General features: G+C 72.0%; 12 protein-coding genes. 3 read left to right on the forward strand and 9 right to left on the reverse strand.

The window, feature by feature from the left end; all coding sequences use genetic code 11:
* The first annotated feature begins 228 nt into the window (after positions 1-228).
* Both ACIGW4_RS30115 and ACIGW4_RS30120 read left to right on the forward strand, forming a co-directional pair.
* On the forward strand, positions 229-1,878 hold the full coding sequence (locus ACIGW4_RS30115) for an alkaline phosphatase (protein WP_123451382.1): 1,650 nt from the start codon (positions 229-231) through the stop codon (positions 1,876-1,878).
* A gap of 326 nt (positions 1,879-2,204) precedes the next feature.
* Positions 2,205-3,164: a zinc metalloprotease gene (locus ACIGW4_RS30120; protein ID WP_399584106.1), complete on the forward strand. Its 960-nt coding sequence runs from the start codon at positions 2,205-2,207 to the stop codon at positions 3,162-3,164.
* 72 nt (positions 3,165-3,236) lie between these two features.
* Here the strand turns inward: ACIGW4_RS30120 and ACIGW4_RS30125 are convergent, their stop codons facing one another.
* The 6 genes from ACIGW4_RS30125 to ACIGW4_RS30150 form a co-directional block, all read right to left on the reverse strand.
* Positions 3,237-3,815 (reverse strand): dienelactone hydrolase family protein, encoded by a 579-nt coding sequence (locus ACIGW4_RS30125; RefSeq protein WP_185094506.1) that lies wholly within the window; start codon positions 3,813-3,815, stop codon positions 3,237-3,239.
* 128 nt (positions 3,816-3,943) lie between these two features.
* Positions 3,944-5,530 (reverse strand): Na+/H+ antiporter, encoded by a 1,587-nt coding sequence (locus tag ACIGW4_RS30130; protein WP_123451388.1) that lies wholly within the window; start codon positions 5,528-5,530, stop codon positions 3,944-3,946.
* A gap of 77 nt (positions 5,531-5,607) precedes the next feature.
* Entirely contained in the window at positions 5,608-6,075 is a 468-nt protein-coding gene (locus ACIGW4_RS30135) for a GNAT family N-acetyltransferase (RefSeq protein WP_123451390.1), read from the reverse strand.
* The gene (locus ACIGW4_RS30140) at positions 6,072-7,013 is read right to left on the reverse strand and encodes an RluA family pseudouridine synthase (RefSeq protein WP_123451392.1); all 942 of its coding nucleotides are present in this window, start codon (positions 7,011-7,013) and stop codon (positions 6,072-6,074) included. The genes ACIGW4_RS30135 and ACIGW4_RS30140 overlap by 4 nt, the downstream gene beginning before the upstream one ends.
* Positions 7,014-7,066: 53 nt before the next feature.
* Entirely contained in the window at positions 7,067-7,723 is a 657-nt protein-coding gene (lspA, locus tag ACIGW4_RS30145; protein WP_398712675.1) for a signal peptidase II, read from the reverse strand.
* A gap of 80 nt (positions 7,724-7,803) precedes the next feature.
* Positions 7,804-8,628 carry a TraR/DksA family transcriptional regulator gene (locus ACIGW4_RS30150; RefSeq protein ID WP_399584110.1) on the reverse strand — a complete coding sequence of 275 codons (825 nt, stop codon included), beginning with the start codon at positions 8,626-8,628 and terminating at the stop codon, positions 7,804-7,806.
* A gap of 541 nt (positions 8,629-9,169) precedes the next feature.
* Here ACIGW4_RS30150 and ileS point away from each other — a divergent pair.
* Positions 9,170-12,301, forward strand: a complete 3,132-nt coding sequence (gene ileS / locus ACIGW4_RS30155) for an isoleucine--tRNA ligase (protein ID WP_399584113.1) — start codon at positions 9,170-9,172, stop codon at positions 12,299-12,301.
* 601 nt (positions 12,302-12,902) lie between these two features.
* Here ileS and ACIGW4_RS30160 read toward each other — a convergent pair.
* The 3 genes from ACIGW4_RS30160 to ACIGW4_RS30170 all read right to left on the reverse strand — a co-directional run bounded on the left by ACIGW4_RS30160 (position 12,903) and on the right by ACIGW4_RS30170 (position 15,071).
* The gene (locus ACIGW4_RS30160; RefSeq protein WP_123451400.1) at positions 12,903-14,012 is read right to left on the reverse strand and encodes a DivIVA domain-containing protein; all 1,110 of its coding nucleotides are present in this window, start codon (positions 14,010-14,012) and stop codon (positions 12,903-12,905) included.
* Positions 14,013-14,079: 67 nt separating this feature from the next.
* Positions 14,080-14,370, reverse strand: a complete 291-nt coding sequence (locus ACIGW4_RS30165) for a YggT family protein (RefSeq protein ID WP_017238790.1) — start codon at positions 14,368-14,370, stop codon at positions 14,080-14,082.
* Between the two features lie 80 nt (positions 14,371-14,450).
* Positions 14,451-15,071, reverse strand: coding sequence for a cell division protein SepF (locus ACIGW4_RS30170; RefSeq protein WP_030693462.1), 621 nt, complete (start codon positions 15,069-15,071; stop codon positions 14,451-14,453).
* Positions 15,072-15,098: the final 27 nt, after the last annotated feature.

Below are 15,098 nucleotides of genomic sequence, written 5' to 3' on the forward strand. Positions count from 1 at the left end.
CCCCCCCCCCCCCCCCCCCCCCCCCCCCCCCCCCCCCCCCCCCCCCCCCCCCCCCCCCCCCCCCCCCCCCCCCCCCCCCCCCCCCCCCCCCCCCCACGTCCGGGCGTTCGTGTCCGGGCGGTACGGGACCCGGGCGTTACGGGACCCGGGCGTCCTCCGGGCGACGAGTGGGCGAACTTCCGGAATTCGCCTGCCCCTCGGGCGTACCCGTCAGTAATCTGACTGCCCGTGACCAGTCGTTTCATATCCCCTGCCCCCACCCGGCGCTCGGTCGTCAAGGCCGCCGCCGCCACCGCCGCCGTCGCGCCCGCCCTCCTGGGCGCGGCCGCCCCGGCGCTCGCGGACACCGGGGCGCCCGCCTTCCTCCACGGCGTCGCCTCCGGCGACCCGCTGCCCGACGGCGTCCTGCTCTGGACGCGCGTCACCCCCGTTCCCGAGGCCGTGCCCGGATCCGGCCTCGGCCCCGACGTCCAGGTCGGCTGGGAGCTCGCCGAGGACCGCGCCTTCGCCCGGGTCGTCGCCTCCGGCACCACCACGGCGAGCGCCGCCTCCGACCACACGGTGAAGGCCGACGTCCGGGGCCTGCGCCCGGCCACCGCCTACTGGTTCCGCTTCACCGCGGGCGCCGTCGTCTCCCCGGCCGCCCGCACCCGCACCGCGCCCGCCGCCGACTCCGCCGCACCCGGCGTCCGCTTCGGCGTGGTCTCCTGCGCCAACTGGGAGTCCGGCCACTTCTCCGCGTACCGCCACCTCGCGGCCCGCACCGACCTGGACGCGGTCCTCCACCTCGGCGACTACCTGTACGAGTACGCCACCGGCGCCTACCCCGAGGCCAAGTACGTGGTCCGGCAGCACGAGCCGCGCCACGAGATCGTCTCGCTCGCCGACTACCGCACCCGGCACGGGAAGTACAAGACGGACGCCGACCTCCAGGCGCTGCACGCGGCGCACCCGGTCATCGCCATCTGGGACGACCACGAGTTCGCCAACGACGCCTGGTCGGGCGGGGCCGAGAACCACACCCCGGGCGCCGAGGGCGAGTGGGCGGCCCGGGTGGCCGCCGCGAAGCAGGCCTACTTCGAGTGGATGCCGGTCCGCACCTCCACGGAGGGCACGGTCTTCCGGCGGCTGCGCTTCGGCAGACTGGCCGATCTGCATCTGCTCGACCTGCGTTCGTTCCGGTCCGCGCCGGCGAAGACGGGCAGCGGCACGGTCGACGACCCGGAGCGCAGCATCACCGGCCGCGCGCAGCTGGACTGGCTCAAGGCCGGTCTGGCCGGTTCGGACGCGACCTGGCAGCTGGTCGGCACCTCGGTGATGATCTCGCCGGTCGCCTTCGGCTCGCTGCCGGCGTACCTCCTGGAGCCGCTCGCCGAGTTGCTCGGCCTGCCGAAGGAGGGGATCGCGGTCAACGTCGACCAGTGGGACGGCTACACCGACGACCGCAAGGAGCTGCTCGCGCACCTGACGTCGCGGGCGATCCGGAACACGGTCTTCCTGACCGGCGACATCCACATGGCCTGGGCCAACGACGTGCCGGTGAAGGCCGCGACGTACCCGCTCTCGGAGTCGGCGGCGACCGAGTTCGTGGTCACCTCGGTGACCTCGGACAACCTGGACGACCTGCTGCACGTGGCGCCGGGCACGCTCTCGGTGGTGGCCGCGGGCGCCGTGAAGGCCGCCAACCGCCATGTGAAGTGGGTGGACATGGACCACCACGGGTACGGCGTGCTCGACGTGACCGCCGCGCGCTCGCAGATGGATTACTACACGGTCTCCGACAAGCGGGACCCGGCCGCGACGGCGGCCTGGGCGCGCTCGTACCGGACGCTGAGCGGAACGCAGCGTGTCGAGCGGGTGTACCAGCCGGTGCTGTGACCGTCGCCCGAACGGCGATTTTCAGCCATGATCTCTTGTGTTAACGGGAGATCACATCACTACGGCGGGTGGTGGGTTCCGGAGATCGAATCCGGACACACCACCCGCCTCTGTCACTTCGTTCGTTACGTCCGTGTCTCAAACCCTGGAAGCGACGCAAGTTTTTCTTCCCGATGACCCGTATTGCCCCACGAATGATTGGGCCTGATCCATGCTCAACGACATATGACATGGACGCGTAATCTCCGGGCGGTGGCGAGGAAGTCCCTCTCCGCAACCCCCCGCAAGGAGTCACCGTGCGTGCTCTCGTCCGCATATCACCGCGTATGTCACGTCGTATGATCGGCACGGCCGTCATGGCCGGAACCCTGGCCCTGGCCCCGCTGTCCGCCCCGGCGGCCACCCCGTCGACCACCACGCTGGCGTCGGCCGAGAAGTGCGCGGACGGCACCACCGCCCTCTCCGGCGCCCGCAAGGCGAAGGGCGACGCCACCAAGGCCGAGCCCAACGACGTCACCGCCGCCCAGGCCAAGGCCATGGACGACGACCTGAAGAAGAAGGTCTCCGCCGCCCGGAACTCCGGCCGCCTCAGCGCCGCCAACGCCGCCGCCGGCGCCACCATCCCCGTCTACTTCCACGTGATCCACAGCGGCACGACGGGCAAGCTCTCCGCCACCGCCATCAGCAACCAGATGGCCGTCCTCAACGCCGCCTACGCGGGCCAGGGCACCGGCAACGTGAACACGGGCTTCCAGTTCTCGCTGGCCGGCACCGACTACACGGACAACGCCACCTGGTACAACGTGTCCTCGGGCTCGCAGGCCGAGAAGGACATGAAGAACACCCTGCGCAAGGGCGGCGCCAACGCCCTGAACGTCTACACCGCCAACCTCGGCGGCGGCCTGCTCGGCTGGGCGACCTTCCCCAGCTCCTACGCGTCCCAGCCGAAGATGGACGGCGTCGTCATCCTCGACGCCTCGCTCCCGGGCGGCTCCGCCGCCAACTACAACGAGGGCGACACCGCCACCCACGAGGTCGGCCACTGGATGGGCCTGTACCACACCTTCCAGGGCGGCTGCACGGGCAACGGCGACTACGTCGCCGACACCCCGGCCGAGAAGAGCCCCGCGTACGAGTGCCCGACCGGCCGTGACTCCTGCACCTCGAAGGCCGGTGTGGACCCGATCCACAACTTCATGGACTACACGTACGACTCCTGCATGTACCAGTTCACCTCGGGCCAGGTGACCCGCATGAACGACTCCTGGGTCGCGTACCGCGCCTGACGGACCGTCCGCGGAGCATGAGTGTGGCCCCCGGGGGACTCCCCGGGGGCCACACCCCTTTTCCGTGCCGTCCTACGGCTCGCCGAGTTCGTCGAGGAAGGCGAGCGCCACCGACCAGGTCCGCTCCGCCGCCTCCTCGTCCCAGTCGGGCAGCTCCGGGTCCGTGTAGATGTGCCCCGCGCCCTGGTAGCGGTGGATCTCCACCTCCGCCCCGGCCCTGCGCATCTGGAGGTACCAGGAGGACAGCCAGTCGTCCGTCTCGAAGGGGTCGGGCTCGGCCACGTGCAGCTGGACCGGCAGCTCGTCCACCGAGGCGGACTCCGCGAGGTCCGAGGTGCCGTGGAACAGCAGCAGCCCGCGCGCCTTCTCGTCCCCGAGCGCCAGGGTCTGCGCGATCGAGGCCCCGAGGGAGAGGCCCATGTAGACCAGGCCCCGCTCCGAGTAGGGGGCGGCGGCCAGGACCGCGCGCTTCAGCAGCTCGTCCTTGCCGATCTCGTCCCGGAGCTTCACGCCCTCCTCGACGCTCCCGACCGTCCGGCCGCCGTAGAGGTCCGGCGTCCAGACCCGGTGACCGGCGGCCCGGAGCCGCTCGGCGGCCGCCTCGACGGAAGGGGTCAGCCCGTAGGCCGAGTGGAAGAGCATGATGTCCATGCGTCCCATCCTGCCACCCGGCGCCGACGGGGCCCGGCCCACCACCGGCAGGCCCGGCCCACCACCGGCAGGTCCCGACCCGCCGGACCGGACCCGCCCGGCCCCGACCCGCCGGACGGGCCCGGCCGTCAGCGCATGCTGCGCACGTCCAGGTGGCGCAGCACCCGGTCCACCACCTCGGGGTCGGCGCCCGGTTCGCTGCGGGCCGCGAGGATCTCGTGCCGGGCGGCCGACATCAGCTCCCGCTGGATCCGCTGCACCGCCTTGAACCGCTTCGTCCGCTCCACGAAGGCGGCCCGCCGCTCGTCGTCCACCATGTCCGGGCTGATCCGCGCCCCGATGTCGTACGCCCCGCGCATCAGCCGCTCCTGGACCTCCTCGGGCAGCTCCTCGACCTCCTCGATCTCCTTGAGCCTGCGCTTGGCGGCCTTCGCGGCCCGGATCGCGAGCTCGCGCTCCAGGGCGCGCTCGGCGTCCGCGTCGGCCCGCACCCCGAGCCGCTTGACCAGCCAGGGCAGCGTGAGGCCCTGGAAGACGAGAGTGGCGATGATCACACAGAAGGCGATGAAGACGATCTCGTCGCGACCGGGGAAGGGCGCGCCGTCGTCGGTGCGGAGCGGAATGGCGAGCGCCAGCGCCACCGAGGCCACCCCGCGCATCCCCGCCCACCACATGACGACGGTCTCCCGCCAGCTCATCGGGATCTCCTCGTCGACGTCCCGGAGCGTGTGCAGCCGCTTCGCCAGCCAGGTGGCGGGGAGCAGCCACAGAAGGCGGACGCCGACGACCACGCCGACGACGACGGCGCCCCAGCCGAGCATCTCCCGGCCGCGCCCCTCGGCGACCCCGAAGACGTGGATGAGCTCCAGGCCGATGAGGCCGAAGGCGATGCCGGTGACGAGGGTGTCGACGACCTGCCAGAAGGTCTGGCCGGCGAGCCGGCCCATGACGTCGTCGGCGTCGGCCGCGTGTTCGGCCAGGAAGAGCGCGGTGAGCAGGACGGCGAGGACGCCGGAGCCGTGCAGCTCCTCGGCGACGACGTAGCTCACGAAGGGGACGAGGAGGGTGAGGCCGGTCTGCAGGGTGGCGTCGCCGAGGAGTCCGATGAGCTTGTTGGCGAGCCAGCCGAGCGCCAGGCCGACGGCCACGGCGACCACGGCGGAGAGCACGAACTGGCCGAGCGCCTCGGGCCAGGAGAAGGAGCCGCTGACGACGGCGGAGATCGCCACGTGGTAGAGCACGATGGCGGTGACGTCGTTGAAGAGCCCCTCGCCCTCCAGGATCGACACCAGCCGGCGGGGCAGCCCGAGCGAGCCGGCCACGGCGGTCGCGGCGACCGGGTCCGGCGGCGCGACGAGGGCGCCGAGCGCCAGGGCGGCGGCCAGCGGGAGGCCGGGCACGAGCGAGTGCGCGACCGCGCCGACGGCGGCGGTGGTGACGAAGACCAGCGCGACCGCGAGCAGGAAGATGGGCCGTCTGTTGGCCGCGAACTGCCGCCAGGAGGTCCGCTGCACGGAGGCGTACAGCAGGGGCGGCAGCACCAGCGGGAGGATGAACTCCGGCGGGATCTCGACGTTCGGTACGAAGGGCAGGAAGGCCAGCACGATCCCGATGAGGGTCATCAGGACCGGCGCGGGCAGTCCGAGCCGCTCACCGAGGGGCACGGTGAGCAGGGCGCCGAGGAGCAGCAGGAAGAGCAGGGCCAATTGATCCACGGCCCCACCCTGTCACGTACGTCCGTTTTGGAGGCAATCGCCCCCGCTGGACGTTTTACAGCGTGCGCCTCACGGCTTCACAGCGTGCGCCTCATGGCCCGGTGCGGCATCCCCGCGTCCGGGAACTCGGGCCCGTACGCCACGTAGCCGAGCCGCTCGTAGAAGCCGAGCGCGTGGGTCTGCGCGTGCAGGTCGACGGCGCTCAGACCGCGCTCGCGCGCCGCGTCCTCGATGCCCCGCACGAGCGCCGCGCCGACCCCGAGCCCCCGCGCCGCCTTGGCGACGGCGAGCCGGCCGAGGGAGCCGACGGAGGCGTCGGCGCCGGTCTTGCCGACCGCGTCCGCCCCGTGCAGCAGGCGGCCGGTGCCCAGCGGCAGTCCGTCCGCGCCCACCGCGAGCACGTGCACCGCGGTCGCGTCGTACGTGTCGTACTCCAGCTCCTGCGGGACGCCCTGCTCCTCGACGAAGACCTCGCGGCGCACCGAGAAGCAGGCCTCCCGGTCCTCGGTGCCGCTCGCCTCCCGGACGGTGTACGCGTCGGTCACCGGCTCTCCGCGGCGATCCGGTCGAGGGCCTTCTGCAGGTCCTCGGGGTAGGTGCTGGCGAACTCGACCCAGGAGCCGTCGCCCGGGTGCTCGAAGCCGAGGCGGACGGCGTGCAGCCACTGCCGGGTCAGGCCGAGGCGCTTGGCGAGCGTCGGGTCGGCGCCGTAGGTGAGGTCGCCGACGCAGGGGTGGCGGTGGGCGGACATGTGCACCCGGATCTGGTGGGTGCGACCCGTCTCCAGCTTGATGTCGAGCAGCGAGGCCGAGCGGTACGCCTCGATGAGGTCGTAGTGCGTGACGGAGGGCTTGCCGTCGGCGGTGACCGCCCACTTGTAGTCGTGGTTCGGGTGCCGGCCGATCGGCGCGTCGATGGTGCCGCTCATCGGGTCCGGGTGGCCCTGGACCAGCGCGTGGTAGCGCTTGTCGACCGTGCGCTCCTTGAACTGGCGCTTGAGCGAGGTGTACGCGTACTCCGACTTGGCGACCACCATCAGACCGGAGGTGCCGACGTCGAGGCGGTGCACGATGCCCTGGCGCTCGGCGGCGCCGGAGGTGGAGATCCGGTAGCCGGCGGCGGCGAGGCCGCCGATGACCGTGGTGCCGGTCCAGCCGGGGCTGGGGTGGGCGGCGACGCCGATCGGCTTCATGATCACGACGATGTCGTCGTCGTCGTGGACGATCTCCATGCCCTCGACGGGCTCGGCGACGACCTGCACGGGGGCGGGCGCGCCCGGCATCTCGACCTCGAGCCACGCGCCGCCGCTGACCCGCTCGGACTTGCCGACGACCGAGCCGTCGACCTGGACCTTCCCTGCGGCGGCCAGCTCGGCCGCCTTCGTACGGGAGAACCCGAACATGCGGGCGATGGCGGCGTCGACGCGCTCGCCCTCCAGGCCATCGGGAACGGGCAGCGTGCGGATCTCGGGACTCGTGCTCACCCGTCGAGTATGCCTTGTGCGGAGGACACCTCGTCTTCCGCCGGGGGTCGGGCTCAGTCCTTGTGGACGGTGCCGTCGGGGTCCAGGCCCCGGAACGACAGGATGACGATCAGGATGCCGCCGCAGACGATCGCCGAGTCGGCGAGGTTGAAGACGGCGAAGTGGGCGGGGGCGATGAAGTCCACGACCGCGCCCTCGAAGACGCCCGGCGAGCGGAAGATCCGGTCCGTGAGGTTGCCGAGCGCCCCGCCGAGCAGCAGGCCCAGCGCGATCGCCCAGGGCAGGCTGTAGAGCTTCCGGGCCAGCCGGATGATCACGACGATCACGGCGGCCGCGATGCAGGTGAAGATGATCGTGAAGGCCTCGCCCATGCCGAAGGCGGCGCCCGGGTTCCGGATGGCGTCGAGCCGCAGCAGGTCGCCGACCAGGTCGATCGGCTCGTGGCCCTCCAGCTTGGCGACCACCAGCATCTTGCTGCCGAGGTCGAGCAGGTAGGCGAGCACGGCCACGACGAAGAGGGCGACGATCCTGCGCCTGCCCCGGGGGCGCTCCGCGGGAGCGGCCGCGCCGTCGGGTGCCGGCGCGCCGTCGTGGTCCGACGCGCCGCCCGGGGCCGCGGCCTCCCGGCGGGCCGCCGACTCCTCGGAGGGGGCCGTCCCGTCGGCCCCTGCTGAATCCGGCGTACCGATGATGCGCTCCGCCTCTGCCACGTGAGTGAGTCCCTCGACCTCGATGCCTGACCGTGCGTCGAGGGTACGGCACAGGCGTACGAGACCGGCAGCCGCGACCGTCAGCCGCGCCGCTCCTGTCGCTGTTTGTCCTCGACGCAGAGCGTGGCCCGCGGGAAGGCCTGCATCCGCGCCTTGCCGATCGGCTTCCCGCACACCTCGCACAGGCCGTACGTGCCCGCGTCGAGCCGCTCCAGGGCGTGCTCGGTCTGCTCCAGCATCTCCCGGGCGTTCGCGGCGAGGGCCAGCTCGTGCTCGCGCGTGATGTTCTTGGTGCCCGTGTCGGCCTGGTCGTCCCCGGCGCCGTCGCCCGAGTCCCGCATCAGGCCGGTCAGCTCCTCCTGGGAGTGGACGAGCTCGCTGCGCAGCCGCAGCACCTCCGCCTGGAGCCCGCTGCGGGCCTCGGCGACCTCCTCCGGCGTCCAGGGGTCCTCGCCGGGCCGCACGGCGAGCTCGCCGGCCCGTGCCGGGGGCACCGCCGCCCCGCCCCCGACGGTCGTGACGCCACCCGCGGTCTTCTTCGCTGCCACCGTCCTGGCTCCTGTCTGCTTCTTGGCGGCGGGCGCCTTCCTGGCGGCCGCCTTCTTCGCCACGGCCTTCTTGGCGGGCGTCTTCGGGGCGGAGGCGTCGGGGGCGGAGACCGCCGCGCCGCGCCCACCGGGGGCGGCGCCCTCGGCGGCCGCCTTCCGGGCCGCGGCCTTCCCGGCCGGCGCCTTCTTCGCGACCGTCTTCCTGGCGACCGTCTTCTCGGCGGGCGTCTTCCCGTCGACCGCGACCGACTTCCCGGCGACCGCCGTCTTCTTGCCGGCCACGTCCTTGGCGACCTCGGCCGCACCGGTGGAACCGGCGGCCGAGGTCTTCTTCGCGGCGGTCTTCTTCGCCACCATGTCGCGGCCCCTTCACATTTTGTGATCTTGCTCGCGAATCGTGCTGGGACGATAAATCGGCCCAAGGCCCGCGGCAACGGGGCACGCCGCCGTTCCCACCCGCCCCCGCTCCCCGCGGGGCGGGCCTGCCTCCGTTGTGCCCAGCTCCCCGCCCGGTTATCCGTCCCTCCCCTCCCCCACATGGCCGCAACGGAAGTCCGGCACCCCCCGTATGGCCATTCGGGTCACGGGAAAACCGGTCTGCCGCCCGCCTCCGGGCCCCGTACACTGGCCACAGCGAAAGGCGTGGATGGGGACGAGTAGCGTCGCAAGCAGCCATGAGCGACCCGGGGACGGTGAGAGCCCGGGGGCGAGCCCGATGTGAAGCATCACCCCGGAGCCGTCGGAAGAAAGCCGCACGACAGGGCGGTGACTAGACCCGGCGTCGCGACCCCAATGAGGGGGCTCAGGGCGATCACGTCCGGGGCCAAGGAGGGTGGTACCGCGGGAGCAGTGCTCTCGTCCCTCCGACGGAAGAGAACCGTCCGCCGGAGGAAGATCGATGTCGCAGTACCGCCAGGTGCCCGCCCAGGTCGACCTGCCCGCGCTGGAGCACGCCGTGCTCGATTTCTGGCGCGAGAGCAAGGTCTTCGCGAAGACCCTGGAGCAGTCCGAGGGACGCCCCGAGTGGGTGTTCTACGAAGGCCCGCCCACCGCCAACGGCATGCCCGGCGCCCACCACATCGAGGCCCGCGTCTTCAAGGACGTCTTCCCCCGCTTCCGGACCATGCGCGGCTACCACGTGGCCCGCAAGGCCGGCTGGGACTGCCACGGCCTGCCGGTCGAGCTCGCCGTCGAGAAGGAGCTCGGCTTCTCCGGCAAGAAGGACATCGAGGCGTACGGCATCGCCGAGTTCAACGCCAAGTGCCGCGAGTCCGTGACCCGGCACACCGACGCCTTCGCCGAGCTCACCACCCGCATGGGCTACTGGGTCGACCTCGACGACGCCTACCGGACCATGGACCCCTCGTACATCGAGTCGGTCTGGTGGTCCCTCAAGCAGATCTTCGACAAGGACCTGCTCGTCCAGGACCACCGCGTCGCCCCCTGGTGCCCCCGCTGCGGCACCGGCCTCTCCGACCACGAGCTGGCCCAGGGCTACGAGACGGTCGTCGACCCCTCGGTCTACGTCCGCTTCCCGCTGACCTCCGGCCCCCTCGCGGGCAAGGCGGCGCTCCTGGTCTGGACGACGACCCCCTGGACGCTGGTGTCCAACACGGCGGTCGCCGCGCACCCCGAGGTGACGTACGTGGTCGCCACGGACGGCGACGAGCGCGTCGTCGTCGCCCAGCCGCTGCTCGAGAAGGCGCTCGGCGAGGGCTGGGTCACCACGGGCGAGTCCTTCACGGGCGCGGAGATGGAGCGCTGGACGTACCGGCGCCCCTTCGAGCTGATCGAGTTCCCCGAGCCCGCCCACTACGTCGTGAACGCCGAGTACGTCACGACCGAGGACGGCACGGGTCTGGTCCACCAGTCCCCCGCCTTCGGTGAGGACGACCTCAAGGTCTGCAAGGCGTACGGCCTGCCGGTCGTGAACCCGGTCCGCCCCGACGGCACCTTCGAGGAGGACGTGCCCCTGGTCGGGGGCGTCTTCTTCAAGAAGGCCGACGAGGCGCTCACCGCCGACCTGGACGCGCGCGGCCTGCTCTTCAGGCACATCGCGTACGAGCACAGCTACCCGCACTGCTGGCGCTGCCACACGGCCCTGCTCTACTACGCGCAGCCGTCCTGGTACATCCGTACGACCGCCGTGAAGGACCGTCTCCTCGAAGAGAACGAGAAGACGAACTGGTTCCCCGAGTCGGTCAAGCACGGCCGCTTCGGCGACTGGCTGAACAACAACATCGACTGGGCGCTCTCCCGCAACCGCTACTGGGGCACCCCGCTGCCGATCTGGCGCTGCGAGGACGACCACCTGACCTGCGTGGGCTCGCGCGCGGAACTCACCGAGCTGACGGGCACCGACCAGTCGGAGCTCGACCCGCACCGCCCGTACATCGACGCGGTCACCTTCCCGTGCCCCACCTGCTCGAAGACCGCCACCCGCGTGCCGGAGGTCATCGACGCCTGGTACGACTCGGGCTCGATGCCGTTCGCGCAGTACGGCTACCCGTACGAGAACAAGGAACTGTTCGAGTCCCGCTACCCGGCGCAGTTCATCTCCGAGGCCATCGACCAGACCCGCGGCTGGTTCTACACGCTGATGGCGGTCGGCACCCTGGTCTTCGACAAGTCGTCCTACGAGAACGTGGTCTGCCTCGGCCACATCCTCGCCGAGGACGGCCGGAAGATGTCCAAGCACCTGGGCAACATCCTCCAGCCGATCCCGCTCATGGACCAGCACGGCGCCGACGCGGTCCGCTGGTTCATGGCGGCCGGCGGCTCGCCGTGGGCGGCCCGTCGCGTCGGCCACGGCACCATCCAGGAGGTCGTCCGCAAGACGCTCCTCACCTACTGGAACACGGTCGCCTTCCAGGCGCTGTACGCCCGCACGTCCGGCTGGGCGCCCAGCGCCGCCGACCCGGCGCCGGCCGACCGCACGGTCCTCGACCGCTGGCTGCTCTCCGAGCTGAACACGCTGGTCGCCGAGACCACCGAGGCGATGGAGTCGTACGACACCCAGCGCACCGGCAAGCTCGTCTCGGCGTTCGTCGACGACCTCTCCAACTGGTACGTGCGCCGCTCCCGCCGCCGCTTCTGGCAGGGCGACGCCGCGGCGCTGCGCACGCTCCACGACGTCATCGAGACGGTCACCCGCCTGATGGCCCCGCTGACCCCCTTCATCACGGAGCGGGTCTGGCAGGACCTGGTCGTCCCGGTGACGCCGGACGCCCCCGAGTCGGTCCACCTCTCCACCTGGCCCGAGGCCGACGCCGCCCTGATCGACGGCACCCTCTCCGAGCAGATGCTCCTGGTCCGCCGCCTGGTCGAGCTGGGCCGGGCGACGCGCGCGGAGTCCGGCGTGAAGACCCGCCAGCCGCTGTCCCGCGCGCTGGTCGCAGCGACCGGCTTCACGGCCCTGTCGCCGGAGCTCCAGGCCCAGATCACGGAGGAGCTGAACGTCTCCTCGCTCGCCTCCCTGTCGGAGGTCGGCGGTTCGCTCGTCGACACCACCGCCAAGGCGAACTTCCGTGCCCTGGGCAAGCGCTTCGGCAAGGGCGTCCAGGACGTGGCCAAGGCGGTGGCCGCGGCCGACGCGGCGGCGCTGTCGCTGGCCCTCCGCTCCGGCGAGGCCGTCCTGTCGGTGAACGGCGAGGACATCACCGTCACCCCGGAGGAGATCATCATCACGGAGACCCCCCGTGAGGGCTGGTCGGTCGCCTCCGACGCGGGCGCGACGGTCGCCCTGGACCTGGAGATCACCCCGGAGCTCCGGCGCGCCGGCCTGGCCCGTGACGCGATCCGCCTGATCCAGGAGGCCCGCAAGAACAGCGGCCTGGACGTCGCGGACCGCATCGCGCTGCGGTGGACGTCCCCGTCCGCGGAGACCGTGGAGGCCCTGACGGCCCACGCGACCCTCATCGCGGACGAGGTCCTGGCGACGGACTACGCGCAGGGCGAGGCCGACGACTCGTACGGCGCGGCCTTCGAGGACGAGGGCCTGTCCCTCACCTTCCGCCTCCGCAAGGCCTGACCCCCCACGACGAAGGGCCCGCCCCCACCGGGGACCCGGGCCCTTCGCCACACCCGCCCCACCGGGGCGGCACCCACCCCCGCGCCCCCCGTCGTGGGCCGCCCGCCGGGGCGGTGCCCACCCCACTGCCCCGCAGTGGGCTGCGCCCGCGGGGCGGTGCCCACCCCCGCGCCCCGTTGTGGGCAATCGTTCCGCTGGGGCGGAACGGGTGGGCACAACGGACCCGCGCCCTGCCGGCGCCCGAGGCTGGTGCCCCGACCCGCACCCCTAGGTGCACCGCGCACGGGGTGCGGGTCAGGGCGCGGAACGCGGAGGCGCCGCTAAGGGCGCCGTCCCGTGTGCCCACCCGTCCCGCCCCAGCGGGACGACTGCCCACACGGGGGTGCGGGAGGGGCGCCGCCCAGCAGGGCGCGGGCGCAGCCCGCACGGGCGAGGCGGGGGCGCCGCCCCGCAAGGCGCGGGCCCCACACGGGCGGGGAGCCGCCCACCCGGGCGCGGGCTCGCGGGGGCGAGGGGTACGCCGAAGGGCCGGCTCCCCAGGGGGAACCGGCCCTTCAAGACTGCCGACGGCTACGTGCTCAGCGCACGCGCACCCGCCGCCTCAGTTGTCGTCCTCGTCGATGAGGAACCCACGCATCGGCGCCGGCGCCTGCTGCATCGGCTGCGGGGCCTGCGGCCGGACCGGAGCCATCGGCTGGGTCATCGCGGGGGACATCTGCTGCTGGCCGCCGTAGGAGGGCGCGCCACCCATGGACGGCGCACCACCCATCGCGCCGTTGCCGCCGTAGGACGGCGCGCTCGCGCCCGCCGAGGCCATCGACGGGGCCGGCGGCAGCGAGGCCGTGGCCGGGGTGCGCGGCGGAGCCAGCGAGTCGTCCGCCTGGGTCTCCAGCTGACGCAGCTGCGACTCCAGGTAGGACTTCAGACGCGTGCGGTACTCGCGCTCGAAGCCGCGCAGGTCCTCGACCTTGCGCTCCAGCGTGGCGCGGGCGGACTCCAGGGAGCCCATCGCGACGCGGTGCTTCTCCTGCGCGTCCCGCTCAAGAGCGTCCGCCTTGGCGCGGGCGTCCCGCTCCAGGCCCTCGGCGCGCGAGCGCGCCTCGCCGACGATCTTGTTGGCCTCGGAGCGCGCCTCGGCGATCGCCTGGTCGGCGGTCTGCTGGGCGAGCGAGAGGACACGCGCGGCGCTGTCGCCACCGGGACCCTGCTGCGGCTGCTGCATCTGCGGCGGCTGCATCTGCTGCTGCTGCGGGTGACCCATGGGGCCGCCCTGCATCGGGCCGGGGCCCATCGGTCCGCCCTGCATGGGGCCGCCCTGCATCGGGCCGGGGCCCATGGGCCCGCCCTGCATGGGGCCGCCCTGCATCGGGCCGGCGGGCAGCGCGGGGGCGCCGGACGGCAGCTGCGGCGGGCCCATCTGCGGCTGCTGCTGCTGCGGCGGTCCGGATATGGCGGCGGGCACGGGGGCGCCGGGACCGCCGGGACGATCCTGCGGCTCCGGGGCCTTGCGCATGCCCTGCTGCTGGTTCTGCGCGGCGGCACGCGTCGCGGCGGCCAGCTTGGCGCGCAGGTCCTCGTTCTCGCGGAGCAGGCGGGTCAGTTCGGCTTCGACCTCATCGAGGAAGGCATCGACCTCGTCCTCGTCATAGCCTTCTCGAAGGCGGACGGTCGTGAACTGCTTGTTCCGCACGTCCTCGGGGGTCAGCGGCATCTCTTCTTCACCTCTACGTAGTCGTCGGCAGTCGGCAAGACCGTATCGTCCACTTGTTCCTCCACCATCACCTCGCGAAGCTGCTCACGATGGAGATCAGGATGTAAACGATGATCATCAGAACGAAGAAGGACAGGTCGAGTGCCACGCCCCCGAGACGCAGCGGCGGGATGAGTCGCCGCAGAAGCTTGAGCGGTGGATCGGTGACAGTGTAGGTGGCCTCAAGGACGACCACCATCGCCTTACCGGGTTGCCATGAACGGGCGAACTGGAAGACGTAGTCCATGACAAGCCGGACGATCAGGAGGACGAGGAAGCACATCAGCACGATGTAGACCACCTGTAGTGCGACGCCCATCCCGCGTTTCCCTCTCCCCTGGCTTTCGTGCTCTCGCTTGTCCGGCCGCTTCGCGACCGGTCCGTCCGGTTCTCGTGTTCTCAGCTCTGGTTGAAGAATCCGCCCTCTGCGATCCGGGCCTTGTCCTCCGCCGTGACATCGACGTTAGCAGGCGACAACAGGAACACCTTCTGCGTCACGCGCTCAATGCTGCCATGGAGCCCGAAGACCAGTCCGGCGGCAAAGTCGACAAGTCGCTTCGCGTCCGTGTCGTCCATCTCCGTGAGGTTCATGATCACCGGGGTGCCCTCACGGAAGTGTTCCCCGATGGTACGGGCCTCGTTGTAGGTCCGCGGATGCAGCGTGGTGATGCGGTACGGCTCCCGCTCGGACACGACCTTGGGCATGATCACCGGTGCGTTCTTCTCCAGGCTCGGGCGTTCGGGTGTGATGGATGCCACGGGGGCAATTCGGGCCGGACGTCCGCTTTCGGCGAGCACCGGGACAGAATGGGCGATCGGCTCCCGGGGGGCCGGAGGCTGCACCACTCGCACCGGCTCCTCGCGCTCCACCTGACGCGGGGGGGTGTGGCGCCGGTCGCGCTCGGGCTCCGGCTCCAGCTCGGGTTCGAAGTCGTCGTCGGGGTCGAAGCCCCGGCCGTCGTACCCATCGTCCTCCACGAGGCCGAGGTAGACCGCCATCTTGCGCATCGCGCCGGCCATTCTCTGAGTCCTCCGCTCTGTGGTGGA

Origin of the sequence: Streptomyces sp. NPDC053513 (genome assembly GCF_044544765.1) — a bacterium.
In the GTDB taxonomy this organism is placed as follows: domain Bacteria; phylum Actinomycetota; class Actinomycetes; order Streptomycetales; family Streptomycetaceae; genus Streptomyces; species Streptomyces litmocidini.